General features: G+C 55.1%; 20 protein-coding genes. 1 reads left to right on the top strand and 19 read right to left on the bottom strand.

What is annotated here, in order from left to right:
* Window positions 1-35: 35 nt before the first annotated feature.
* The 10 genes from L53_RS02795 to L53_RS02750 form a co-directional block, all read right to left on the bottom strand.
* Window positions 36-356: a 2Fe-2S iron-sulfur cluster-binding protein gene (locus L53_RS02795; protein WP_034811307.1), complete on the bottom strand. Its 321-nt coding sequence runs from the start codon at window positions 354-356 to the stop codon at window positions 36-38.
* Window positions 357-412: 56 nt separating this feature from the next.
* Window positions 413-1,492 carry a TauD/TfdA family dioxygenase gene (locus tag L53_RS02790; RefSeq protein ID WP_034812023.1) on the bottom strand — a complete coding sequence of 360 codons (1,080 nt, stop codon included), beginning with the start codon at window positions 1,490-1,492 and terminating at the stop codon, window positions 413-415.
* Window positions 1,493-1,613: 121 nt separating this feature from the next.
* Window positions 1,614-2,447, bottom strand: a complete 834-nt coding sequence (locus L53_RS02785) for an oxidoreductase (RefSeq protein ID WP_034811304.1) — start codon at window positions 2,445-2,447, stop codon at window positions 1,614-1,616.
* Window positions 2,444-3,376 carry a ribokinase gene (locus tag L53_RS02780; RefSeq protein WP_034811302.1) on the bottom strand — a complete coding sequence of 311 codons (933 nt, stop codon included), beginning with the start codon at window positions 3,374-3,376 and terminating at the stop codon, window positions 2,444-2,446. The genes L53_RS02785 and L53_RS02780 overlap by 4 nt, the downstream gene beginning before the upstream one ends.
* Complete coding sequence (locus L53_RS02775; protein ID WP_051607488.1) at window positions 3,373-4,656, bottom strand: MFS transporter; 1,284 nt, start codon at window positions 4,654-4,656, stop codon at window positions 3,373-3,375. Before L53_RS02775 ends, L53_RS02780 begins: the two co-directional genes overlap by 4 nt.
* An 8-nt stretch (window positions 4,657-4,664) precedes the next feature.
* On the bottom strand, window positions 4,665-5,156 hold the full coding sequence (locus L53_RS02770; RefSeq protein WP_034811299.1) for a VOC family protein: 492 nt from the start codon (window positions 5,154-5,156) through the stop codon (window positions 4,665-4,667).
* Window positions 5,157-5,216: 60 nt separating this feature from the next.
* Window positions 5,217-6,107 (bottom strand): helix-turn-helix domain-containing protein, encoded by an 891-nt coding sequence (locus tag L53_RS02765; RefSeq protein WP_198019719.1) that lies wholly within the window; start codon window positions 6,105-6,107, stop codon window positions 5,217-5,219.
* Window positions 6,108-6,268: 161 nt separating this feature from the next.
* On the bottom strand, window positions 6,269-7,474 hold the full coding sequence (locus L53_RS02760) for an aromatic ring-hydroxylating dioxygenase subunit alpha (protein ID WP_034811297.1): 1,206 nt from the start codon (window positions 7,472-7,474) through the stop codon (window positions 6,269-6,271).
* A gap of 129 nt (window positions 7,475-7,603) precedes the next feature.
* A complete protein-coding gene (locus tag L53_RS02755) occupies window positions 7,604-9,937 on the bottom strand; it encodes an acetamidase/formamidase family protein (RefSeq protein WP_034811295.1) in 2,334 nt (777 codons plus the stop codon).
* Window positions 9,938-10,136: 199 nt separating this feature from the next.
* Window positions 10,137-11,228, bottom strand: coding sequence for an acetamidase/formamidase family protein (locus L53_RS02750; RefSeq protein ID WP_034811293.1), 1,092 nt, complete (start codon window positions 11,226-11,228; stop codon window positions 10,137-10,139).
* Between the two features lie 215 nt (window positions 11,229-11,443).
* Between L53_RS02750 and L53_RS02745 the strand changes: the two genes are divergently transcribed.
* Window positions 11,444-12,265, top strand: a complete 822-nt coding sequence (locus L53_RS02745; protein WP_034811291.1) for a class III extradiol ring-cleavage dioxygenase — start codon at window positions 11,444-11,446, stop codon at window positions 12,263-12,265.
* Here the strand turns inward: L53_RS02745 and L53_RS02740 are convergent.
* The 9 genes from L53_RS02740 to L53_RS02700 form a co-directional block, all read right to left on the bottom strand.
* Entirely contained in the window at window positions 12,262-13,329 is a 1,068-nt protein-coding gene (locus tag L53_RS02740; RefSeq protein WP_084333069.1) for a bile acid:sodium symporter family protein, read from the bottom strand. The genes L53_RS02745 and L53_RS02740 overlap by 4 nt on opposite strands.
* A gap of 62 nt (window positions 13,330-13,391) precedes the next feature.
* Entirely contained in the window at window positions 13,392-14,738 is a 1,347-nt protein-coding gene (locus tag L53_RS02735) for a CynX/NimT family MFS transporter (protein ID WP_084332996.1), read from the bottom strand.
* A 3-nt stretch (window positions 14,739-14,741) separates the two neighbouring features.
* Window positions 14,742-16,136: a peptidase M20 gene (locus L53_RS02730; RefSeq protein WP_034811289.1), complete on the bottom strand. Its 1,395-nt coding sequence runs from the start codon at window positions 16,134-16,136 to the stop codon at window positions 14,742-14,744.
* Between the two features lie 173 nt (window positions 16,137-16,309).
* Window positions 16,310-19,438 (bottom strand): efflux RND transporter permease subunit, encoded by a 3,129-nt coding sequence (locus L53_RS02725; protein WP_034811287.1) that lies wholly within the window; start codon window positions 19,436-19,438, stop codon window positions 16,310-16,312.
* A 2-nt stretch (window positions 19,439-19,440) separates the two neighbouring features.
* A complete protein-coding gene (locus L53_RS02720) occupies window positions 19,441-20,544 on the bottom strand; it encodes an efflux RND transporter periplasmic adaptor subunit (RefSeq protein WP_051607485.1) in 1,104 nt (367 codons plus the stop codon).
* 2 nt (window positions 20,545-20,546) lie between these two features.
* Window positions 20,547-21,929 (bottom strand): efflux transporter outer membrane subunit, encoded by a 1,383-nt coding sequence (locus L53_RS02715; protein WP_198019718.1) that lies wholly within the window; start codon window positions 21,927-21,929, stop codon window positions 20,547-20,549.
* A gap of 567 nt (window positions 21,930-22,496) precedes the next feature.
* Window positions 22,497-24,770 carry an EAL domain-containing protein gene (locus L53_RS02710; RefSeq protein WP_034811285.1) on the bottom strand — a complete coding sequence of 758 codons (2,274 nt, stop codon included), beginning with the start codon at window positions 24,768-24,770 and terminating at the stop codon, window positions 22,497-22,499.
* 95 nt (window positions 24,771-24,865) lie between these two features.
* Complete coding sequence (locus L53_RS02705) at window positions 24,866-25,366, bottom strand: hypothetical protein (RefSeq protein ID WP_051607483.1); 501 nt, start codon at window positions 25,364-25,366, stop codon at window positions 24,866-24,868.
* A 136-nt stretch (window positions 25,367-25,502) separates the two neighbouring features.
* Entirely contained in the window at window positions 25,503-26,117 is a 615-nt protein-coding gene (locus L53_RS02700; protein WP_255341994.1) for a TetR/AcrR family transcriptional regulator, read from the bottom strand.
* Window positions 26,118-26,127: the final 10 nt, after the last annotated feature.

The raw sequence follows: 26,127 nt of genomic DNA, 5'->3' as shown, positions 1-26,127 counted from the left end.
CAACTATTGATCGGCTCGCTTCAGAGCGCATTTGCTCAATCTTCTTCCGGCGCCACTTCCACTCGCAAACCTGCCAAGGCCTCGGTGATGATGATCTGGCAAGATAGCCGCGATTGCGGGCGTGCATTATCTGAAAAGTCCAGCAATTCTCGCTCGGATTCCGAAGCGGCACCGGCAAGCTCGCCATATTCTTCCGCCACATACACGTGACAGGTCGCGCACGCGCATGCTCCTCCGCAAATCGCAGCAATGTCCTCTACGCCCGAATTGGTGATGGCTTCCATCACACTATGTCCAGCGGTTGCGTCGATGATCGCTTCTTCTCCGGATCTTTTGACGATGCGTAGTTGCGGCATTCAGGTCATCCTCTGTTTTTAACGGCTACGCGCGGCGTTCCGATTGCTCGGATACCTCAGGATATCATTCGTGGAACAGCGGCGTCCGCAATCTTGAATTTCCCCGCATTGTCATCGTCTGCACCCTCGCGCGGCTTTTCGCGAACCTGGACAACTCCATTCTTTCCAAATCCTTCGACGACAGGTCGTCCTGCATCCCGGCTCAGCCAGAGCCTTAACAGGTGACGCTTGCGTTGTGGTTCCGGGAAGTCGAAGAATTCGGTTCGAGAATGTAGCGCGCCATAGTTAGAGAGCCACTGAATATCACCGGGCCGGAAATCCATCTCGATGGCCATGCCAGGTTCATATGTGATCTCGTCAAACAGCTCCAGCACCTCTTTCTGCGCGTCGCTCAATTGCGGGACGCCGGGATAATCCTGAGCCGTCAGAATGTACAATGAGCCTGCATACATGCTGAACACACCTTCTTCGATGCTAATGATCGGCGAAGTATAAGTGTTCGCTGGCGCATTGTGGTCTTGCCTGCGCCAGTCCCAATGGAAAGGCTCAAGCAAAAGCGGCGCAAGGTCCGGTCGGCGTCGCAAAATCTCGTTATAAATTTCGGCGCCCGAAACGAGGCAGGATGCCCCCCCGGCTTTTGCAGGCCTCAAGCACATCAGGGCCACGACATCCGAGCTGTCGGAGTGAAAGACCAGCTTGTCACGCACCTTGGACGATAGCGCTGTTGGGTCATCCATCGTTTTGTCGGATGTTGCGTAAATGTGATCCAGCAGGTCGCCCATCTCGTTCTGTCGGATCGGATCGCCCATATGCAGTCCGAGAATATAATAGATCGCTGACGAAAGTGCGTCCGAGTAGAGATGTGTTCTCAATCCACGAACCAGCACAAACCCGCGGCCTGTATCTACATCCCGCCCCCATTCCGCGATCGCGTCGGCACAGGTCTTCAGCGGATATTCGGAGGCTTGAACGAACCGCAGGTCTGGGTCGTCTTCGACCAACTTTGAACCCAGCTCCTCGAGCTCTTTGATCTGCACTGGAGACAAATGGTAGATCCAATCTTCGCCTGCCTTGATCTGGTCGCCCCTCCACGCAGCGGCGCTGGTGACAGGCTCACATATTTCCATCGTGCTCATGATGATCTCCAAACTCGGTTTACAAGGTTTTGCATCGTGGAGATGCTAGAATGGAAGGGTGACGCGGTCTTGCCCGGTGTCACACAAATTCTTTCCGACAATAATGAAGGCATCGGAATTCTCACATGCTGTCTGCTGAGACGGCCAGACTGACATTTTTGAACGCTTCGATGCCATCACTCAATTTCGCCAAATGGCCTGTAGCGTACTTGTAGGCATCACTCCCAAGAACGAGCAGCGTAGGTGGAATATCCATTTCGGTCATCTCGCATATGGCGTGGGCAATCTTCGTGGGGGAACTCGGTTCCTTTCCTTTGCCTTCCGTCAGAACCTCATGAGCCAAATGCGCCGTGCCATCATAGTCCGATATACTCGGCGGGGCCGAATCCAGCGATCCACCTGAAAATTCGGTGCGCATGCCACCCGGCGCCACATTGGTCACATGGATACCCAGGGGCTGCACCTCATCAGCGAGTGTCTGCCCAATGCACTCCATAGCATATTTGCTGGCTCCATATATTCCAGTGCCGGCCCAAGGTGCCAGACCACTCACCGACGTGATGTTGATGATATGACCGCTTCGATGTTGGCGCATGCCCGGCAGCACCGCCTGGATCATGGCAACCGCGCCGAGCACGTTGACCTCAAACAAAGCCTTGATCTTGTCCAGCGGCGTCTCCTCGATCGCACCGGTGAGCCCATAGCCCGCATTGTTCACGAGTACGTCGATTTGGCCAAAACGCTTCTCGACCTCGTTGATCGTTTCACGGATGTCGTCAAAGTGTGTGACGTCCAGAAAAATCGGCACGGCAAGTTGCGGATCAGTCTCCGCGAAGACTTGCGCATCGCGTTCGGACCGCACAGTGCCGACAACCCGATCTCCGCGTTGCAGGACCGTCTCGGCAAGGTCTTTTCCCAAACCTTTTCCCACGCCTGTTATTAGCCAGGTTTTCATCCTGATACCTCCGCTGCGGTCATTTCAAAAATCGCAAGCTCAACGTCTTCCAGACTTGGCATTGATGCAGCTGCGCCGTTCTTTTCCACAGACAAGGACGCTGCAACCGAGGCGAAGTAGATCGCTTGATCAAGTTCAGCTCCCGTTGCCAATCGCGCACAGAGCGCGCCGCAAAAGCAATCGCCCGACCCCGTTGTGTCGCGAACCTTTGTGAGGCGAGCCGGTGTGAAGTCGAGTCCGTTCCGGGTGATGGCCAAAGCACCAGCAGCACCACAGGTGAGAATAATGACCTGGTTTTCGTGAGCAATAAGTTCTCTCGCAAGCATTGTAATATCCTCGACATCTTCTGGCAGAACCTCTCTTCCAGCGTAGAAGGCCAACTCGGATTCATTCAGAACAAGGATGTCTGTCAGCGCGAAAAGGGAATTCCGGGCTTCAGCCACGGCTGGGGCGGCGTTTAGTACTGTAATTGTTCCCCGGTCCCGGTGTGTCCGGAAAAAGTCCACGGTCGAAGCGATAGGCGTTTCCAGTTGGGCAAGCGCAACCCGGCTTGGCTCAACCGGATCTGCCGTTAGGCTTAAACGGTCATTTGCGCCAGCATGTACGATGATAAGATTTTCGCCGGCCTGATCAACGCATACATAGGCGCGTCCACTCGCTTCACCGGAAATGACTTCCACGTCTGCAGGCGTCACCGCGTGTGCGGCCAATTGCGCAGTAAGCCATTCGCCATCCTCGTCGTCGCCCACACACGCGCGAAACCGCAAATCGGCACCCGTTCGGGCGGCGCTCACCGCTTGGTTGGCGCCCTTGCCGCCAAGATACCGCTCAGATTGTATCGCGTGCACAGTTTCGCCCGGTCGCGGAAGGTCATGCACTCGCAAAACTACGTCCAGATTCACGCTTCCAAGAATGTCCAGCTTGCTCATGACGCAGATGCCTCCAGTGATGCGGAGGGTCGCTGTATCTCAAACGCCGGCAACAGGAGGATGAGCGCGGCCCCGATGGCCAACAAAACAGACAGCACCCACACTGACGCCTCGTAACTGCCCGTGACATCGAACCCCACATCCATAAGGACTGGTGCGCCACCCTGAAATATAATGACCACGGAGTAGTACACGCCGATGATGATACCGAAGGCTTTGAGACCAAAGTATCGAGACACAAAATAGGACAGACATCCGAACTCTGCGCCAAGCCCAACTCCCATCAAGGCCGCGCCGAAATATATCACCACCATAGACTGGCTGAACTGAAAGCATAGAAGGCCCAGTATCGCGGCCGCGAACATGGGTACCGCGACAATTGGCGTGTAGAATTTATCGAGCAGATATCCCGTCACCACCTGCCATCCCGCTGTGACCAGCGCGAAGATGCTGATTGCAAGTGTGGCCTGCTGGATAACGATACCTCGATCCATGAGCATCGGAACCACATGGGTAAAGATGGCCGTCATACAGCCCGCTCCGAGTGCGACTGCAGCCATCAAAATCCAGAATGTCCGAGTTGAAGTTGCCTCTGCGAGATTGACGCCGGGCAGAGGAGCCGCAGGAATGTCCGGCACATCAAGCTGTCGCTCGCGGAGTTTGATTTCCTCGACCCTCCCAGGCGCATCCCTTAGCAAGGCGAGAAGCGTTGGGAAGCCCAGGCAGAATACGATCAAACCGATTCCGATATATGCGCCGCGCCACCCGAACTGGACCAGCATAAGACCAGCCGCGATGGGCATGAAAGTTGACCCGATGCCGTTTCCGAATCCCGCGGCTACGCCGAGCATCAGCCCCCGCTTCTCATCGAACCATTCGGATATGACTTTGGAATAGGCTGGTGTGGATGGGATTGCACCAGTCGCTCCTACGATGGCGAACAACAAGTAGAATTGGACCACTGAACCATCGGCCAGAGCCAAACCCGCAATCGCCGGAGCGAAAAGTGCGTTTCCGACAAGAATAACTCGGCGAGATCCCCAACGATCCGACAGCCGACCAGCCAAGGGATAGATGATGGCGGACATCACCGCAGTGAGAAGCAGCACGCCTGATACGACTGCCCGCGGCCATCCGAATTCTGTTGAAATAGGAATCAGGAACAGGCTGAAGACGGCACTGATGGCGGGAGTGGTGCTGACAATGTTGCCGACAGTTGCAGCTATAACTACACCTGCCCGGCTACCACTTCCCGGTTTCCCGGCCACATCCGCTCCCATCACTTGGGTCACTCGCTCGTATAGCCTTCCGGAATGACTGGATCGACGCCACCCTTCCTCCACAGGATGATTTCATTCCCCCAAGGATCGCGGAATGCGTCATTGAAACCGTTAAACTCTTTCCAGTAATGGTTCCGCCACAGAACTTCCGCTCCATGCTCAACGGCGGCGGTCATGATCCTGTCGACAGAGTCGTCTTCGCTTACCAGAACCCATAGACGCGACGATCTCGCAAATGGAGACAAGGTCCTCGGATCCACGCCAGCGGGGTTGGGATTCGGGCGCAAGTTTGCGACATCCCCAATGCCCATATGCAGATTTCCGATCTCGCTGTCAGATCCGTCGGGATTTTTGAAGTTTCCGCCCGGCACCATGCGGCAAAACTGGCCATCCATTCGAACATCGTCTTCCCAGCCCATGACAGCTGCATAGAATTTTCCGGCCTTGACCGGATCGTCAGACATGAGGTCGACGAAAATCAGAGTGTTCGGAGAAGTCATATATAATCCCTATACTTACTTTCATGCGCCCTTCCGGGACGCCATATGCTGAAGCCAAACTTAAAGGCGTTCTTTCGAGAGCTCTTGATACTGCCCCCACAATTTGTTGACCTTCATTTCATCCTCGATCTGGTTCGCCAGACCGGAGCGGCGATGCTCTCGTGGCGACAGCCCGAAATGGTCACGGAAACTCCGGCTGAAATGTGCCGAACTGCTGAAACCCCAGCGGTATGCAACTTCCGAAATGGATTCCTGCGCATGCAGCGGGCTGATTAGATCGGCATGACAGCGCTCCAGTCGCCTCTTCTTGAGGTAGCCGCTAAAGCTCCGGTTATCGGCGGCAAACAGACGCTGCAGATACCGTGGCGAAACGCCGACTTCGTCTGCCGCTTTTGCGATTGTCAGGTCGGGATCCCATATTAGTGTTTCCAGCGACTGTTGGATTCTGTGCAGGTGGGCAGCGCGCGCACCTTCCGCACCACCCAAAGAGCGTTTTCCGGCAACACCAAGCAGTTTGCTGGATAACATCTCGATCAGGGAAAGCTCGACCGGTCGCAGATCTTGCGTGGATATATCTCCAATCTCATCAGCCAATATGTGAAGTATGCTGATCAGCATACGTCCAACTCCAGAATTCCCGTCGAGCGTACCAGCTTGATAATGGGTCGGTGCAATCAATCGTCCGCCCAGCGCCACTGCTGGAATTCGGACGAATAGTATCGCGTTGTTTTCACTCACTTCCAGACGGGAGTCATGACGTGTCGCGCCAAAGACGATCATCTTGTTGTCAACATTCACCGAGAATTTGTCTGTGCTGAACCTTGCATCCCCCTTCAACAGAACGAGTACCCAGAGGCCCTCGCCCTGCTCAAGTTCCCGACCATCAATCACCTGACGACCAGACTCAATCCAGGCGAACTGCAGACCCATGGTGGACGTCTGAATAATCATCTGTCCATCAACGGGCTGGCCACCCGGATCAGACACAAAGGGTAACCGCAATCTGCGCATTGCATTCGCCCATGCTGCATTTCTATCAGCTGGCGGGACCGACCGTGTGTTGAATCTCCAAGTGGTAGGATGCTCGGGCGGCCTCACGTGATCGGCCTACTCTACTCTGCCGCGATGTTGGCATCATCCGTCGGCTCGGCACGGCGGTTCCACTCCGAAACATACCGGTCAACGAGCCATTCATTGAATTGCGCTTGCGCTCCTTCCTGCCAGGAATAGCGCCCCCGTTTGGCAAAGCGCGACCGCAGTCCAAGCTGGACCATTTCGTCAACATGCCAATCCTGAGCAATGATATGGGATGTCGAATTCATGATCATCTCCATCTTGTGCTCATAGGCTTCGTCCTCCATGGCCCCAGGCGCAACAAGCACGCCCGTGTCCATATAATGCGTTTCCGGGCTGTCAGGGCGAATGATCAGATAGATCACCATGTCGCTTGTCATCACGAGCGATAGGCTCGGTGGAATGTTCGCAAACGTCATCCGCTGGCGCGCCTCATCAGAGAGGCCGGGGAAGACGGGCAGCACAGCCTTCTGGGTCGGATTGAAACTCGCATCCGGATGGAGCGTACCATTGAACCTCAGATAACCTGCCGCTCCCTCCGGTGCGTCCGGAAAGCTTGCACGCTCGGAAGGTACAAAGTCATGCAGTGGTCCATGATGTAGCCGGCTGGCGTGGTAACCGTCATTATTATTCTCGAACATGACCTTCCAATTCCACATCAGGCGCGGCGCCGGATCCGGGCGCGGACCTTCAGCACTGGCAAGGTCATACCCCCTGATTGCCTCCTGCACGTGGACCAACCTGGGTGCCAGTGGCGCTGCATGCTGATCAAAATTGATGAAGATGAAACCTTCCCAGACCTCAACCTTGAAGTTCGGGAGCCCATTCGCCTTGCGATCAAATTCGCACGTCTTGTTCATTGCAGGGGCACCCACAAGGTCGCCGTCAAGCGAATAGCTCCAATGGTGATAGGGACATACAAACCCACGCGCATTCCCGCTACCCTCGGCCACGAGCATGGCGCGGTGCTGGCATACGGATGACATCGCCTTCAACTCGCCCTTGCGATTCCGCGCAACAACGATCGGTTCATTCACGGTCGAAGTCGTGAAATAGTCACCGGGCTCCGAAACCCATTCTTCCCGACCAACACACAGCCAATCGTGCGTGAAGAGCGCCTCTTTCTCGAATTCGTAGAAATTGGCGTCTGTGTAGCATTCGGGCGGCAATGTTTCAGCGTCCAGCACGTCCTGCTTGGATGTCGCCAGGGACTGGATGAATTGCTCAGTGATGGTGATCGGCATTGTCCGGTCCTTCCTGCTTCTGTCAGTCTCAATTTGTCATCCACAGCGCGCACATTCTTGTCTCTGCGCGCACAACATGTTTCTCGGCGGCCTTTTTAAGGGAAACAGCGCGAGAACATCGCGCTCGGATCACGCAGTGAACAGTTCTTTCCGGATGATCGCGTGAACGCCCCAATTTCCGTTGACGACTTGTGTGATACCGAAGTCGACACCAACAGAGAGCAGCGAGATCGCCTCATCTTCGTCGAGGTCGCAAGCCGTCATCAGAAACCGTCGCGCTTTGCGGAAGGCATCCCTCATCGCGAGGTCAATCGAGGACTTCTTATAGATATCGCTTTGCGCCGAAGAACCGAGCTCCTTCAGATAATTCGGATGGCTGAATCCGAAGATCACCCATGCATCGGAAGTTTCCAACAACGGATAATCAAGATCGCGGATATGCCCCATCTTCTCGCTCGCACGATGCAGGATCGGCTGTATCAAAGCAGTCATCGAACACTCGATCGCCGTACCGCAGAGTTCTGAGTCACCTTGCGATGCGTGCGGGTCGCCAAGCGAAAGAAGCGCACCAGGCACACCAACAGGCAGGAACAGGCTGGATCCCGGAGCAATTCGCCAATTGTCGAGATTTCCGCCAAAATTTCCTGGCGGGATCGAATCCACGAGTTTCGTCTGCGGCGGTGCCAGCCCGATTACCCCGAAATGAGGACGAACCGGTATTTCGATGTTCCGCAATACATCATAGTTCTTTTCGATCGTGCTGGTGTCCACTGGGAGGCCGGGATAATCATACAACTCATGCACAACCCCGAAGGGATCAGTCTGAGGGGTCCAGCGATAGTTATATACCGCGCGTGCGCACGAGCGCCCCATCTCACTTTCGACTTCGTAAATCGTGATCACTTCCCGCTGTTTCGGCTCGGTCAGCAGGTCATTGTACTGAAATCCCCAATACGCGGCCGCGTTGCTCCCGAAAGACTGCCCAGAATACTTTGGGTTGGCACTCGTTCTCGGCTTCAGTTCCAGAATACGGATTTCAACAATGTCATTGGGTTCTGCGCCGGCAATCTCGATTGGACCAGTACAGATGTGGACGCCAAACCCCTCGCCTGCCCCGCGGCCCGTCGACGAAGATGAGTCGAGTGCGCCAGCGCCCCGACGATTGACGGTTTTGCCCTCCGCAGTCCAGTGATAGATGTCCTCAACAGCCTGATCACCCTTCACCATGCGATCGTGATCGTCATTGGCGTGATGCGTTAGTGTCTCCACCGTCACATAATCACCGGATTCCACCGTAAGGACTGGTTTGAGCGAGCTGCTGAAATGGCCCCAATGGATCGTATCGGGTGTAACCGGCAGATAATGGTGTCGTGCGCCCCGTTTTACGGGCACCGGTGCGACAGCAGCTCTCTCAGCAGACTCATCATCGGCATCGCGATAGTCATCCGCTTCGTCAGGCTCTTCAGGCTCTATAACCTGATCCTTCGCCGTAGGAGGCCGCCCGCGCTGCAGTACTTCGGATTCGAATTCGTCGCCCGGCGGCATCCGGCGATATTCCCGCGGGCTCATACCGTACTGTTCGCGAAATGCCCGGCTGAATGACGCACTGTCATTGAAGCCCCATTGGAACAGGATATCCGAAATCGATCTCTGCGCGTGCAAAGGGCTTCTGAGATCCAGGCGGCATCTCTCCAATCGCCGCAATTTTACAAAATGTCCGAAGCTGTCTCCCACGGATTCAAACAGCTTTTGCAGATAACGCGGGGAAATATTGTGTTCTTTGGCGACCTGATGGAGATTCAACTCTGGATCGCTCAATCTCATCTCGATGGTTTGGAATATCCGCTCCAGCAGAGCTGCGCGCACGCCAGCAGCGCCGCCCAGTTCCTTGGTTGAGGCCTCGCTCATCAAGGCTGTCGAGATGAACTCTGGCAGCGCAACCTCAGTCGGACGCATCTGATCGTCATCAACATCCGTGATCGTATCCGCAACAGAGCGCAGCAGGCCTGACAGCATGCGGCCAACTCCAGCTTCCGATACCAAATTCGAAATGTCCGCTTGCGGCTTGGACCTTATCCTCAACGCTGGATGAGAGACCGGGATCTGTACCATCAAAAACCGGTTGTCTCGCTTGAAGTCGAGCGACACGTCCAGATCACCGACCCCGTACACAACATCGCCCTCGGAGACTTCAATCGTCGTGGTGTCAGTCTTGGCGACGAGATCGCCCTCCAACAGCATTATCAGCCAGAACTGGGATGGGCCTTGCGATAGATCGAGCCTTATCCGGTGCTGGGTTGAGGTGATCCTGACAAATGTGAAATCCTGGGCGCTGCGAAAGCTTACAAGTTCTCCGTAGAGCTCACCCTCATGCGCAAGCAACTCCATCGAAAATCGCTGTAGCGCGAAGTGCCAGGCATCCTTTCTCTGCTCTTTTGGATACGCGTTGGTTGTAAACTGCACAGTTTGGCTCCGATCGGATTATGGCACCCAGCCATCAACATCCTTGATCCTCAGTTTGCCGTACCGTCGGTCAACGCATCCCGCCCATGCCGATCCGGTTGATGACTGCGACTGCCTAAAAGTCGAGCAGTCCTGATCAAGCCTCGCCTGAATACTGCGTTCACCTGGATAAAATCTTCATAAATCAATGACGTCCAATCTAGTCGATGTCTTTGACAACGCCTTTTTCTGGGAAGATGCCACGGTCAATCTTGACGTGAATTCCTTGCGTGCCGTCTACGACTTGGGTCACCCCAAAATCAGTCGCAACGCTCATGAGAGAGTAGGCATCATTTCTACTAAGCTCCTGATGTTCTGTAAGCAGATGAAGCATGTCCAGTGAGGCATTCTTCATGGCTTGGTTCAGGTCTTCGTCAAACCCATGGACAATCCAGTGATCCGGGGTTTCAAGAAGCGGCGAAGGAAACTTGAAGTCCTTGCGGAGCACGATCTGGAACAGCACGTCGAGTGAAGCTTCGATTGCCGTGCCGCTGATCTCACCGTCGCCTTGGCTGACATGGGGATCGCCGATCGAAAACAGCCCGCCCTTTACTTGCACAGGATAGTACATCGTGGCGCCGGCTCCGATGCGCCAGTTGTCAATATTTCCGCCATGCAGGCCTGGGGGAATTGTGCTGACACGCTCGTCAATGGCGGGCGCGACACCCGCAGTTCCCAAATGCGGCCTTGCCGGCACGCGGACGCCAACCAAAGCAGGTTCGCGGTCACACTCAGGACAATGCGTAATGGTCCCGGGGATCAGATACTTGCCTTCGAAATCATAGGCGTAGAGTGCGTGAGCCGTGTTCGCATTCGGATCAAGCTCATAGATCGTCACTCGTTCCTTCTCATCAAACTCCTGATAGAGGTGGCCCCAGTTCGCTGCGAGGTTGGATCCGTAATTGCAGCGTGGAACCATACGAAAATAGCGCACTTCCAGCATGTCACCTGGTTCGGCCCCCTCTACATAGATCGGACCGGTCATGATGTGGACACCCGGCGCACGATCTTCGGGTTGAACGCCCTCCCAGATTGCCTTGACGGTTTCATCCATCATCAACTCCGGAGCATCCCCGGCATGGTGCGTGATCGCTTCAGCCTGGATGAGATCCCCACTTTTAACGCGGAGCGCTGGCTTGATATTGGGGTGGAAGTATCCCCAGTGCACGGTTTCCGGTGTCGCTTTCAAATGGTGCAGATTTTCCGGCTGAACCTTGATCTTGCTTGTTCGTGTCTCTTCCACCAACGCCATAACTTACTCCTTGAACCAAATCGCCTACCGATCGGATCAGAGTTCAAGCCCGCTATTTGGTCTTGTTCATATGCGCCCAACTAGTTGCGGCACTGATTTCGGGCTCACACATGATTGTCCCCGGCGCGGACAAGTTTGCGGACGCGAGAAAGCAAGACACCCGGCAGCCACATACACTAAAGACACCATATATCGATCAGCATCGGGAATAGAAAATGACTGCTTCCTCCACGAAAATGCCCACCCTGTTCATTCCACATGGAGGTGGCCCATGCTTTTTCATGGACTGGACGCTGATGGGCGGACCGGCCGATACGTGGGACAAGACAGCCGAATGGCTGAAAAGCATACCATCCAGCCTGCCCGAGAAACCAAAAGCCCTTTTGGTTGTGTCAGCCCATTGGGAGGAGCAGGAGTTCACCGTCTCCACGGCCGCCTCGCCAGACATGATCTACGACTATTCCGGGTTTCCGGCTCACACTTATGAGCTCAACTATCCTGCTCCGGGCGCACCGGATCTCGCAAATCGCGTTCAGGAATTGATGGTGGAGCAAGGCCTTGGTGCGCCGTTGAAAAGTTCCCGGGGCTATGATCATGGCGTGTTCGTGCCGCTACTGGTTGCATTCCCTGATGCCGATATTCCGATATTGACCCTGTCACTCACCCGCGACCTCTCTCCGGAAAAACATCTGAAGGTCGGCAAGGCAATCAGCCAATTGAGAGAAGAAGGCGTCCTTATCATTGGCAGCGGCATGAGCTATCACAACATGCGAGCGTTCCGGACGCCCATGGCCACCGCACCGTCTGCTGAATTCGACACCTGGCTGACAGATGTACTCGAAACCCGCGATCTTGACGAACGCTGGGCCAAGCTTAGCCGATGGCTGGACGCACCTCAGGGCCGGAACTCGCATCCTCGTGAAGAGCACTTGCTTCCACTCATGGTCGCAGCTGGCGCGGGCCATGACGAGACAGGCCGCAAAGTCTTTTCAGACAATGTCATGAACTCGACCGTATCGGCGTTTCAGTTCGGCTAGGCGCTCGCGTCGCCGAGCACCTCTGTCTCATCGGGTATTTCAGTCCGCTCGCCATAGCTTCGCGCGATCATGGCGCATACGATCAACTGCATCTGATGGAATATCATCAAGGGCAGTATGATGACGCCAACTTGCGCTGGAGCAAACAATGCCGCAGCCATCGGCACACCGCTTGCGAGACTCTTCTTCGATCCGCACATGACCAAGGTGATCTCGTCCGCCTTGTTCAGCCTGGCCACTTGCGCCGTCTTGCGCGTCAGGAACAATACCACTGAGAGCACCAGTGCGCTCAGGAAGAGGATCGTAACAATATCAAATCCCGATACGCGCAACCAAATTCCATCTACGACGGCCGCGCTGAATGCAGTGTAGACAACAAGCAGGATCGCGCCACGATCGAGCTTTGAAAGAACGCCCTTGTTCCGGTCAATCCATGCGCCGATGAGGGGCCTGCTGAGATGGCCGACAAGGAAGGGGGCAAGCAGGGTCAATATGATGGACTGCATCACCCCCAACAGATCTCCCCCACCCGACTGAAGCTCAGACCGCATCAGGAGGCCCGCCAGAAGCGGCGTGATGAACACACCAAGCATATTCGACAGTGATGCCGTGCAAACTGCTGCTGCTACATTCCCTCTGGCCATGGAGGTGAATGCGATTGAGGACTGCACTGTGGAGGGTAATATAGTGAGGAATAGGAAACCCATCTTGACTGTAGGGCTCAGCAGAGAATTAGGCAGTGTGCTCACCAGAAGACCGAGCGCCGGAAACAATAGAAAGGTGCTCATCAGAACGAGCGTGTGGAGTCTCCAGGCACCAATACCTCCGAGGATGGCTGCGCGAGACAGCTTTGCACCGTGCATGAAGAACAACAGGAAAATGGCAACTTTGGTCAGCCACTCGAAGCCGACCGCTGCATCTCCACGACATGGCAAAATGCTCGCCGTAACCACCACGGACAGCAGCACAAGTGCGTACGGATCTGGCTTCAGCCACTTCGTCCAGGGTGTTTTAGACGAAGCTGCCTTCTGGCCTGGCAAATTGGGTGCGCGATCTGACGGCATGGCAGACTCCATCGGAGGAAATCGAAATTGAGACTTGATCGAAGCTGGTCAGGTTATTGAGATTACTCAGCCATCTGCCCGTACTTGATGTCGGCGTCGCCAACTGGGTCGCCTTCAGTGGAGGACAGATCCTCGGGATATGGCGGCTTCATGAAAAGCACGACCATGAAGACGCCGGCTGATAGAACCGACAGCAATATGAAGATGAGCGAGAAGCTTCCCGAAACGTCGCGGATCACGCCTCCGATCAGAGGTCCGAGCGCCGAGATCGCGCCGGTAACACACATGGCGGAGAACAGTTCGAGATTGTACTTGCGACCAAAGTAGTTGAGCAGCAGCACCGTGCACGCGAGTTGCGTCGTGCCAAAACCAATACCTGTTCCCACCGCGTAGAACAGCAGCATGACATGATCTGTTGTGAGTGCGAGCACAGCGCAACCAATCATCGTCGCAAACAACGCAAAGCTCACAAGATGCTTGGGATCGAAGATATCCCCCAGAACACCGGAAAATGCCCGGATCAAAACCGCGATCAACGCCTCGATGCTCAACATGCCTCCGGCAACAGTCTCGGAAACACCGCGCTCAATCAAATGGCCCACCGAGAGGCTGGTTACCGTCACCAGGCACATCATGTTCAGGCAATATGCGGCGGCAAGAATCTTGAACTGCGTCGTCCGCATCGCAGCCTTGGTCGTCCAGTCCACAGTCGTCCGGTAAATATGGCGACTGCTCCGTGTCGGGGGCAGTTCGACTTGGTCAGGCATGACGGTCGGTGCCGCCGCTTCAGCCTGTGCTGCGACGAGTTCCTCACGTGCGGGCCGAGTGAATCTGCGCTCCAAACCAACGATGATCGCGCACAAAACGGCCGCAGCCAGTAGGGCGATTGCCTGATATTCCCAATAATTCCGCCACGTCTGACCTTCAAGAGCCAATACGCCAAGTACCATCAATGGCCCGACCACCGTCCCTATTCCGCTGATCGTAGCCGCCACGCCGAGCGCGGTCGATTGCCGCTGGAACAGTCGGCTCACGAGGAAGGTTGTCGGGATGGACGCCATCATGGGGTAGGCCAAACCGCAGATTGCTGCCGCAATATAGTACTGGGGCAGGCTCTCCACCCCATGCAGAAGGTACAAACCGATGCAGGCCAGAACACCACCAATCAGGATTGTGTTCCGCACCCCCACCCGGCGGATGAGAAATGGCGGCACAGATGACGCGACGCCGGTAACTGCACCGAGCACCGTAAATCCAAACCCAGCCTGCGCCCAGCTCCACTCCAGATCCATCACCATAAATGGGAGGACCACGCCAAGTGAAGAATATGTCGCCGCGGCCAGCAAAAGCTCAAGCGAACTCATTGCCAGCAATTGGCTGCCTGCCTTGAAAGGAATTCTTGCACTCATGGGTCAGGATACTCCAGCGGACGAAAATGGGTTGTCGCCATAGACATCGGAACCGCTCAGCGGCTTTTTGTTTTCGGATGTGGGCGCACGCCCACAAATCGACAACGCGGTCAGCGCATAGATCAAAGTGCTTTTAACCATATCCTCTGGCGTCGGACGCCAGCGTGGAAAGCCGGTTGTGACGGCGGGAATGCGGTTCATGTTGAAGACGTTGTGGTCGCGCCACATGCTCGAATAAACAGGATGCGCCAGCTTCAGAGGCTCGCCCAGTGTATGCCGGGTCGCAGCATCAACGGCCGAAACGAGCGGGGACACGCGTTCTTCATCCGCAGCAAATCCGTGCCGGACCACGACTGGCTCCAGGCCGAACTCACCTATGCCTTGGCGTCTCAAATGACTCTCAAGGCTTCTATGGACCTGCCCGATTTCTACATGCGGCGGCAAACCGACTTCAAGATAGAGTGAGCAAATTTCCGTTCCGGCCCCGAACGCATATGGAACGCCACCACGGACAGAGGAGATTTGCGTCTTGGGTTTGGCCACACCGCCAGACGACGTGTAGATGTTCTCCTGCTCATAAGTGCGCCCCCAGTCCAAAATCGACTGGATGGTGTCACCGAGACGATAGATCGGGTTGGGGTGATCAGCGGCCTTTTCTGGGCTTTCGAGAAGTGGTGTGAATACGCCTTCGCCAAATAGCTGGATGCGGAATACGGCATAACCGCATGCAACCCACGTCAATCCGAAGTCACACCCCTCGGCCGCGATCGCATAATCGGGTGACACACCGCCATGATAGAACACGTAGTGCGTGCCGATTTCCTTGCCCATATACTGTACGCCGCGAGCCTCCTCGATCGGCTCAGGACCGATCTCGCCGGGAGATGCGGTAAGGTACAGCCGTCCCGACAGATCAATACCGCAGGATTTCAGCGCCTTTGCGGCCATAAGGAAGCACACCATCGGCCCGCGATCATTCGAGATTGGGTAGCCGTGGAATGCCCCATCCTGTAGCCAGCACTGGTTCCATTCCGGGTTCGCCAGCGTTTCAGGACGGAACTTGTGGGCGTCCAGATCCGCATTCCAGGTCGGACTTTCAGTATCAAGGTGCGCAGTGTAGAGCAGGCTCTTTCCGTCACCCTTGCCGCCATAAGTAGCGATAACGTTCGGCCGTTCAGGCGTTGCGCCAACTTTTCGCGGTGCAAAACCTTCTGTTTGCAACCAATCAAACACAAACTCTGCAGCTGATGCCTCGCTCATGGATGGGCTATCAACGTTCCCAAGAGCAAGTGCGGTCTGGGTTAGCTCTTCGATATCAATAGCTGCGGATAGTGCGGCGCACTCTTCTTCGCTGACCACGTAGTTTACGGGCGGAAGATTGTCGAATGTTTCACTCAAGGCCGGCCCAACTGTTCATGATTTGCTTTCGAATTGCCACTAGCTGAGCATTCAAGGGAGCATTCTTGCGCCTCACAAGTCTTGATTACCGCCGCACGGATTGTTGCAGCAGACACGCAAGAAAAGCGAGCACTGGCTATGATGCTTGAGCGCCGAGCGACAACAGGCAAAGTCTACTCTGCTGGAATGGCGGCCCGGTCCGCCCCCTGGCTCTCCAACTCCAGCTTGCGCGCAACATCTCCTGGAGACCCGGACCCTCGAGCGATCAGAGCATAGGCTGTCGGCACGAACAACACGGTCACCAGCGCAGCGGCGATCACTCCAAACAGGATCAGGATACCAATCGCTGATCGGGTTTCGGCGCCTGCACCGCTGGACAGGATAAGTGGGAGAGCACCGGCAGCTGTGGTCAAACTCGTCATCACGATTGGCCTGAAGCGCGCGAGCGATGCTTCCTTGATGGCTTCGTAAAAGGGGCGGCCTTCGTCGCGCAACTGGTTCGCGAACTCCACGATCAGAATGCCGTTCTTCGCTGCAAGGCCAATCAACATAATCAAGCCTATCTGCGTGTAGATGTTCAGCGAATTTCCGGTCAGCCAGATACCAAGCATCCCTCCAGCCAATGTCGCAGGCACGCACAGCATGATGATGACCGGGTGGCGGTAGCTCTCAAATTGCGCTGCAAGCACAAGGAACACGATCACCAAACCCGTGATGAATACGAATATGAGGGACTGGCCAGACGTCTTGAAGTCGAGCGACTGCCCTTTGAAGTCCAATGTGGCCTCTTGCGGCAACACTTCACGAGCCTTGGCCTGCATGGCGTCGAGCGCAGTGCCCAGCGATGCACCATCCGCCAACCCCGCCTCGATCGTGATTGCGCGCACGCGATTATACCGGTTCAAAGTCGGGCTATCCGCAATCGGACGAATTGTGACCAGATTGGAGAGGGGGATCAATTCACCTGACCGTGTGGATCGCACATAGATATTCTGAACATCGTTGGGCGTATTTTGCTCAGACCTCAGACCTTCCAGGATGACATCATATTCTTCGCCATCATCGATATAGGTCGTAACGCGTCGCGAGCCCAGCATGGTTTGAAGCGTGACGCCAATATCGGTCACCGTCACACCAAGATCAGCCGCGCGATCATAGTCGACCTGAACCCTGTATTGCGGTTGGGTTTCCTTGTAATCCCAGTCAATATCAACCAATCCGGGATTGTCATCTTCTAACGCAGTGACCAACAGGTCTCGCCATTCGGTCAACAGTTCGTAGGACGGTCCACCAAGGACAAACTGAACAGGCTTGCCAGTGCCACCACCAAGTCCCTGCCGCATGATTGCGAAAGCTCTAATGCCCGGCAGGTTGGATAACTTGCCGTTCACTTCCGCTATGATTTCGTCCGCCGGACGCCGCCTGGACCAGTCATCCAACACCACAACCACGAAGCCCTGATTGAATGACGAACTGCCAAATCCAGGCGCCCGCAGCAACAAGCGGCTCACCTCACCACTCTCTGCATATGGGATCAATCGCCGCTCAATTTCGTCCATATAGCGTTCCATATACTCAAAGGACGCGCCTTCAGGACCCCGTATACTGACGAAAAATGCCCCGCGGTCTTCGACCGGAACATACTCCTGCTCAATCGTTTGCGAAAGGCTGTATGCCCCCGCAAACAAGGCAACAAGTACGAGGCCGACCGCTATCGGCCTCATGATCAATCGATCCAGTACCCAGCCATATCCCGTTCGAAGGCGACCGAATGCGCCGTCTATCGCGTTCGGGACAACCGCAAGCCACCCTCCACTCCTCTCACGCTTCAGGAGTTTAGAGGCGAGCATGGGCGCCAAGGTCAGAGCCAGGATGCTGGAGAATGCAACGGCTGCAGCCATCGTCAGGGCGAACTCGGTGAATAGCCGCCCGACATCGCCTTGCATGAAGGTGATCGGCACGAAGACCGCGATCAGGACGAGGGTTGTGGCCACAACCGCAAAACCAACCTGTCGGGTACCGCGAAACGCGGCAACCAGCGGCGTCTCGCCTTCTTCTTCCATGCGGCGAACGATGTTCTCCAGCACAACAATGGCATCATCCACGACCAGTCCGATTGCGAGAACAAGCGCCAGCAGTGTCAGCAAGTTGACTGACAGGCCCAGTGCGTAGAGCACAATGAAAGTGGCGATGATCGAGACCGGAACAGTGATTGCCGGGATAATGGTTGCCCTGACGCTGCCGAGAAACATGAATATCACCAGGGTCACCAGCGCCACTGCGATGGCAAGCGTGGTGTAAACTTCTCGAATCGAAGCGTCGATAAAGACTGAACTGTCGAAACTACGCGCGATCACCATGCCTTCTGGAAGCGTCTCATTCAGCCGGTCAGCAAGTTCCCGCGCTCCAGCCGCAACCTCGACTGTATTCGCAGTCGACTGCTTGATGATGCCCAGCCCCACCATTGGAACGCCGTTGCCTCTGAACATGTTGCGGTCCTCGACCGTCCCACGCTCAACCCGTGCCACGTCTCCCAGTCGCACCAAATATCCGTCTTCGCCTTCAGCGATCACAAGCGCAGAGAACTCTTCCGGCGTCTTGAAAGTGCGATCAATTCGGACCGTGAAAGTGCGCTTTTCCGATTCAAGACTGCCGGCGGGCGCTTCGATATTCTCACTTCGCAACGCTTGCTCGATCTCGGCTACGGTCAGATTGCGTGCCGCCAAGGCTCTACGATCTATCCAGACGCGAAGGGCATAGTCTCTGGAGCCACCAACTCGTACGCGTGCCACCCCATCCAGGGCGGAGAACCGGTCGACAAGATAGCGCTGAGCATAATCTGACAATTCCGGCGTAGTCATTGCCTCGCTGGCAAGGTTCAGCCAGATAATGACATCATCATTGGAGTCGGCTTTTTCGACCTCTGGCGGGTCGGTATCCTCAGGAAGATTGTCCAGCACACCAGAAATCCGGTCGCGGATATCGTTCGCGGCCACATCAATGTCCTGGTCTATGCCAAACTCCACGCTTATACGCGAGCGGCCATCGCTCGAATTGGAATCGATGTAGCGAATGCCCTCAACACCAGCGATGCGATCTTCGATAATTTGGGTGATCCGTGTTTCTACAACACTGGCAGACGCCCCTGGATAGTTCGTATCGATGGAGACGATTGGCGCATCGATGTCAGGGTATTCTCTCAGGGGCAACCGATCGAACGCTACCATGCCAAAAATTACGAGTATAAGCGCAAGCACCGACGCGAATACGGGCCGCTTGATCGAGGTATCCGACAGCAACATCGTCAGCGACCTGTAGAAGCAGGAGACCCGGCTGCACCCCCGCTACGATTCTTGCCGCTGATGGCCTTGGGAAGGAGCATTGACTGGTCCTGAATTTCCACGGCGGCACCCTCGCGAACACGGATGATACCTTCGGTAATCACGTCGTCGCCAGCCGTTAGACCTGACATCACTTCCACATACCCCGCCTGGCGTAGCCCGAGTTCGACTTCCTTACGCCGCGCGATGAGTTGTCCACCTTCGTTTTCAACGACGAATACAAATGTGCGCGGCCCTACCGGCTGTATTGCTTCTTCAGGTACAGCTAGAGCTTGTCGTGGATCCGCCACCAAGGTTACCTGCACAAACATGCCAGAGATCAGCAGACGCTCCGGGTTGGGCAAAGTGGCACGCACACGAACGGAACGCGTCACAGGATCAATTGCGTTGTCAATTGACGCAATCACTCCATTGAAAGTTTCCCCGGGAAGATCCGCTGTTCTTGCTTCAATTTCCGTACCTTTGGCCAAGGTTCTCAAGAACGTCGACGGCACGGAAAAGTCCAGATTCATTTCGCTGTCATCTATCAGCCGCGCAACGATATCCCCTGGCTGAACATATGATCCAACACTGACCATCCGGAAGCCTAGCACGCCATCAAAAGGAGCAACGAGAACGCGATCCTGTTGGCGAGATTGCACCGCACGCAACTGTGCCGCAGCGCTATCAAGATTACGATTTGCCTGATCGAGTTCTGACTGGGATACAGCCTGCTGATCTGCCAGGCGAGCGAGCCGTTCCTGCTGGCGCCGCGCTTCATCGAGCGTTGCTTCAGCAGCTTCTACAAGTGCTGCCTGTTCGCGCTGCGCAAGCGAGAGCAAGGTCTTGCCCTGCTTCACGCGATCACCATCGTCGAAATAAATCGCCCGTACTCGGTCAGCCGCATTCAGGGTCAGATCGACTTGCTCGTTGGGTTCTAGCGTGCCCAACGCCTCAATCCTCATCGCAAAACTGCGTTCTTGTACCGGCTCAACGAAGACACTCGCGGGACCACCCCGCTGCGCCTGAGCTGGTAGCGACGATACAAACACGACAGCTAAAATGAAAAGCAGGTTTCTGGTAAACATATCTATTCCAACGCGATTGCGGGTTCTGTCCCATATTCATTCGGCATTTCTATACCTCCCAATGCTCGATACGCGGCAATCGCCCGGCTAGATGACTGAAGTCGGCTTTCAGCCAACTGATCTTCCGCCGTCAACAATGTTCGCTGCGCTTCCAGCACATCCAGATAATCGTCGAGACCTTCTTCGAACCGTAGACGCGCAAGTTCTATCGCCCGCTGCGCTGATGCCGCCGCTCTCTTTAGATCGTCGCGGCGCTTCAACTCATTCGTGTATTCCGAGAGAGCGGACTCAACTTCGCTCAAAGCATTCAACACGGTCTGTTCATATTGCGCAATCGCCGCGTCTGTTCGTGCGTCGGTCGCATCTATGTTTGCCCGCACTCGCCTGAGATCAGGCCACGCCCAACTTATCGAAGGGCCAACGCCAAATCCAAAGCTCGTCAAATCGCCGATATCATTGGCATCATCAAACAGCGCCAGAACGTTCGCATTGACGGTTATCGTCGGAAACAAGTCCGCACGTGCAGCGTCGCCCAATGCTAGTTGGCGCGCGATCACCACTTCTGCGCTGCGAATATCCGGACGACGGCGGACCAGATCTTCAACCGACCCTGCCATGATCGCGCCGCGGTGCTCTGGAATATCACCCTCGCTGGTCACCAATTCCATCACGAGGCTCGATCGTGAATTTGCCGGCTGTCCAGTCAACGCGGCGAGCGCGCTCTTGGCCGATTCTATCGCCGCTTCGTAGCGGGGAAGCGACGCGAGCGTTGTACGGTACTGAGCCTCGGCTCGCTCCATATCCAGACGGGTTGCCCGACCATTATCCAGAAGCGTTTGTAACAGGTCCAATCCTTCGGATTGGGTGTCGGCATTCTTGCGCGCAACCGCAAGTCGTCTTTGCGCACCGCGCAATTGCACATAATTCAGAGCCGTCTCACTGGCGACGATCACCGCAACATCTCGGCGAGCCTGCCGAGCCGCTTCGACATCAAATTCTGCGGCGGCGATTTGGGCTTCAATCCGACCGAATGCATCGTACTCCCAACTCGCTGCAAGCGCTCCCTGAACTGAGGCAGTCACATCTTGGCCTGGCTGAGCGGACCGCCCCACATCTCCATCAAGCGACGTAGATATGGAATAACTGCGATCAAGCCGAGCTCCAGATGCAATCGCTTCAGCAACTCTCACATTTGCAGCTGCTTGTTCGAGAGACTTGTTTGCGGATAAGGCCTGCGCGATGAGGCTATCGAGTACCGGATCTCGAAATTGTTTCCACCACTCCAGCTCAAGGCTCAAATTGGCATCGTCTGCCAGATAGGTTCCCTGAACCGGCACATCCGGCATCGTCGGACCATCAGGCGCAGTAACGCACCCCGCCAGCATTATGGCAGCGGCACCTATGGACGCGTGACAAGAGACGTACCTCATAGGGCTCATGTACCCTAACTGACCTTAGTATCCAGTTACAATCGGGCGCCAAACTCCTCACATCTTCGTTAGCTCCGAATATCGGGCAGTATTCGTCATGTATGCTCAGACAAGTCAGGCCTGTCTCGATTAGCCCGCAAGACCATCTCCAATGTTCGCCCGTTCGCTTACCCGGCTGTCGAGCCATGGTTTCCAGCACCGAATCTCTCATCCGCTCGCTGCTGGTGATTTGCTCTGGTGTTCTCACAGAGTCCAAATACAAAAAACCACCGAACGACTGACCTCACACAGGGCTGCCGTTTGGTGGCGATGTTTGCACCAGCTGTGCTGGTAAGCGCTTATTTTAAAAGCACTTCTACCCCTATGGGCGCTTTCCGAAAATCCAGTCCCAGATGTCGCGCTGTGTTGGTTTTGTTTGCTTCTGCATGATGTAACCTTTGACATGTTAAAGAGCAGTCCATCTGCCCCAGACGTCAAAGGTTAACTGAATTTTGCAAATTTCAAAGTAATTTTATGGAAATGTTAAGCTTGCGCTACAGCTCGCACACTACTTGAGCTTTCAAGAATAGACAGGATTTCTTGGGAACCGACAGGATGGCCGATAAGATACCCCTGCGCCAGATTGCAATCCAATCTGCGAAGAATTGCCAGTGTATCCGGATCTTCCACACCCTCAGCGACAACATTCATTCCCAGTGACTGGGCAACGCTGATGGTAGACTGAATCAAGAGTTGGCTACGCTCATTGTGCCGAAGTGTACTGATGAGCGTTCGATCAAGTTTGACCTCGTTGGCCGGCACCTTCAGCAGATAAGTAAGCGTGGACATGCCAGCTCCGTAATCATCAATGGATATGCCAAAGCCGGCGTCTCTCAGCCGTTTCATAGCATCCTGAGCTCCGGAATTGTTGAGTAGTTGCTCGTTTTCAGTGATCTCAAGCATGATGCTGCTAGCCTTGACCGCATACACTCGGAGGGCCGCGTGCAGCTTGAACTCAAATTCGGCGCTACCGATGAGACTGGGCGAGATGTTCACAGCGATGCTGAATCCGGGATCAACCTTCTGAGCGTCACGCAGAAAATGAAATGACGACTGAATGACATATTGCGTGAGTTGATCGATGCGTTTCCCCCGTTCAGCCATCTGGACGAATTCGGCTGGTGAGATGACACCCATTTCTGGGTGGGTCCAGCGTACCAATACCTCAGCGCTCGATATCCTTCCGGAAGCGATATTCAGCTGGGGTTGAAGTGCTATGTCGATCTCGCGGTTACGAAGCGCCTCATCCATTTCGAACAGAACCCGGCTCTGCCATCGCAGCGCGTCTTGGGCATCCTGATCGTGCACTTTGTACGTTCTTCGTTGGCGCGCGGCAGCCTGAGCAGCAGATTCCGCCGTTTTCAGCCGCGATGCCAAAGACGCAGAGGCGATGCGTTCAACACCAAAGGCGACTTGAACTATCAGTGTTCTCTCTCCAACGATAACTCCCTTGTTGAGGTGGTTCGCTGCGGTTTCGAACAACTCTTCCATCGTTGCTTCGTCAAACTCGCTTTGCAGCCAATAGAATTGGCCGAGGTCACCTTGATACACAGCCCCTGAACTCGGCAAGGCATTCGCTATCGTATTGGCGGTGATCCCCTCCTGCTCAGGTGTGAGGCCAGTCGAAATAGCCGCGTAGTTTGTAACCACTGCTGCGACCATCACACGCTCGTCTCGGCCGACATGAGCGCTCAGGCACTGCGCACTGGGAAGATGAGAGAGGTTGTGCGTGAACGCCTTGTTTGCAGTTTCCCGCTTTTTTAGGCGCATCCAAGCGATCAATGTCCCGAACGAAATCATTCCGATCGCATGGCCGCTACTTGTGCGAATGGAAAACATGTCCATGACAATGGGAAAGACAACCATGCATGCCAGCGCGACTGGCGCCCAACGCAGCGCAATGGAGCCAAAGCGTCGACTGAGCATCAAGCCCACTACGCCTACTGAAAATATCCAAGCCGGAAGAAATCCAGCGTTCAGAGGACGCTCTTCGCCAAGAGTCATCGCCGCCATCAATATGACTTCTGCCAGCGAGCCATTTCCTTGTGAGGGCATCAAATAGGGATGGTTGTCACCTTGACTGGCTTGCGCCACGACAAGGCGCTTCCCTCGGACAAGCGCCGGGTCGAAGTCAGGCGCCAGCACAGTGCTCAAATCAAGCCGTTGAAATGCCTCAATGTCAAAAGCATAGTCAATTTCGAATGAGGCGCCGATCTTGTCAATTTTGTCGGAGAGCCTACTCTCCGGAGACTGCAGGAAAACATTGCCGTAAGTGGCACCAAAAGACCCGAATTCGACTCCCCCCCAGTATCGTTTGAAATAGTTTGACGACGTTAGGTGGTCTCGTATTGTCTCTGATGGAATGTCCAGCTCTAGATTTGGAGCGGCGGACACTGACACAGTATTCGTGGGCTGTTCCAGCGCCCTTGTCAGCAAGGGAAATTGAGATGTCGATGTGAAAACGGGTTCGACAATGACAGCCGACTCCACATCAAGCGCATTCAGAAATGACACAAGCTCACTGGTGAACATATCCGACCAGGTATCGCCTGCCGCGACGTGTTCGAATCCATCATTTACTTCGAGAATGACAAACCGGTCGTCAACCGCCGGAGATCGGAGCCCGTTTGATATTCCGTTGAACACCAAATCCAATGGGGAGAACAGATTCACCAGGCCAGCAAAGCCGAAAAACAACGCGGCAATCACAAACGTGCGTGCACGTCGTGGGGCAGCTGGTGGTCCATAATCTTGCATGTCTGACACCTGTAGTGGAATCTACAGTTATCAGCGCGTAGTTTAGATCTGTAAAAGCGCAGCCATCGAAATCACCCTTCCGCATTCAACAATTGTTAAAGGGATACGGAGGCCCTCTGAAGTCCGGAACGACAAGGCCTCAAAAGGCTCAGCAACATCGTCCCGTAGTCATCTTCAGGCACACCCAGGACCGCCATGATCACACGTAACGGGTACTGGAGTGCCACCTCTTTGGCAAAGTCAGTCACGCCACCGGCGCCGGCAAGCGCTTTAATGCCAGTCTCAACTGACGCCTCAATCCGGCTCTGCAGGTTGCCGAGATTTTTAGGCATGAACCAGGCTTGGGTGAGCAGCCTTAGTTTCTGATGCTCCGGCGCGTCATATGTAACCAGAAAGCGAATGCGATTGAGCGAGCCATCTGGCGTTTCGCTCCGTACTCTGTCCTCTTGGTCGCGAGTCAAAATCGTAAGACGCGGCTCGTTCAGAAAGTCCTTTGTTCGGCGTTCAACATCAAAAATATCAGCATGCTTGGTCACATGCCATAAATTTGGATGGGTTTCGGTTTCGCAAAAATGGACCGGGTCCTGATCCCGCATCTGGGTGAACAGATCATGGATGGCTGCATTGTCCGCTCAACTGGCATTGTGATAAAGAAAAGAAGCGTCCATTGTCGTATGTTTCCCTATTTAGGGCCCTCGGAAAGGCTTGGTCTTTGGGCTCTCGATTTGCGGCTCATTCCATTTCCAGCATGCAGGTAACCGTGGCTGCGAAATGCGCGAGTGTTGATTTGTCGTTCCATGTTGAGTGAGCACGGCTCTTGTCATCCAGCCTTGCCTCACGCGCGCTGAGCACACCACCAAGATAGGCTTCCAGGAAGATAAAGCGCTGGTTTTGTATAGTCCGACTTTCTGATGGCATCAGCACGCGTAGATGTTTCAGGCAGCGCTGATAACCTGAGTTCCAACGGTCTCCCAAAGCGTCATTGAACAGGGTCCTGTGCGACATTGTAAGCATACGGAGAAATCGGTTGTATGTGTCTGTTTCGCCAGGTGCGGCCAAATTGACGGCCGGGTAAATCAGAATGTCGACGATCTGAGAAATGCTTGCCGGGCCTCCCCCCTCTTCCAGAGCATCAAGTTGCTCGTTTCTCCGGGCGTCAATAACTTTAGCGCTATCCACGATAAGCTCGCGGATCAACGCCTCCTTGGAGCCGAAGTGATACCCGACAGCAGCAGGGTTCTTTTGGCCAGCCGCCTTGGCGATGTCACGTACAGTAACGCCGTCAATACCACGATTGGCGAAGAGGCGCTGTGCCTCGGCCTTGAGCCGCTCAACGGGTGCTGTCAGACAAACTCGA

This window comes from Hyphomonas sp. L-53-1-40, assembly GCF_000682775.1.
GTDB lineage: Bacteria > Pseudomonadota > Alphaproteobacteria > Caulobacterales > Hyphomonadaceae > Hyphomonas.
Note: the sequence above shows the minus strand (reverse complement) of the source record. Positions and strands in the feature narration are given on the sequence as shown.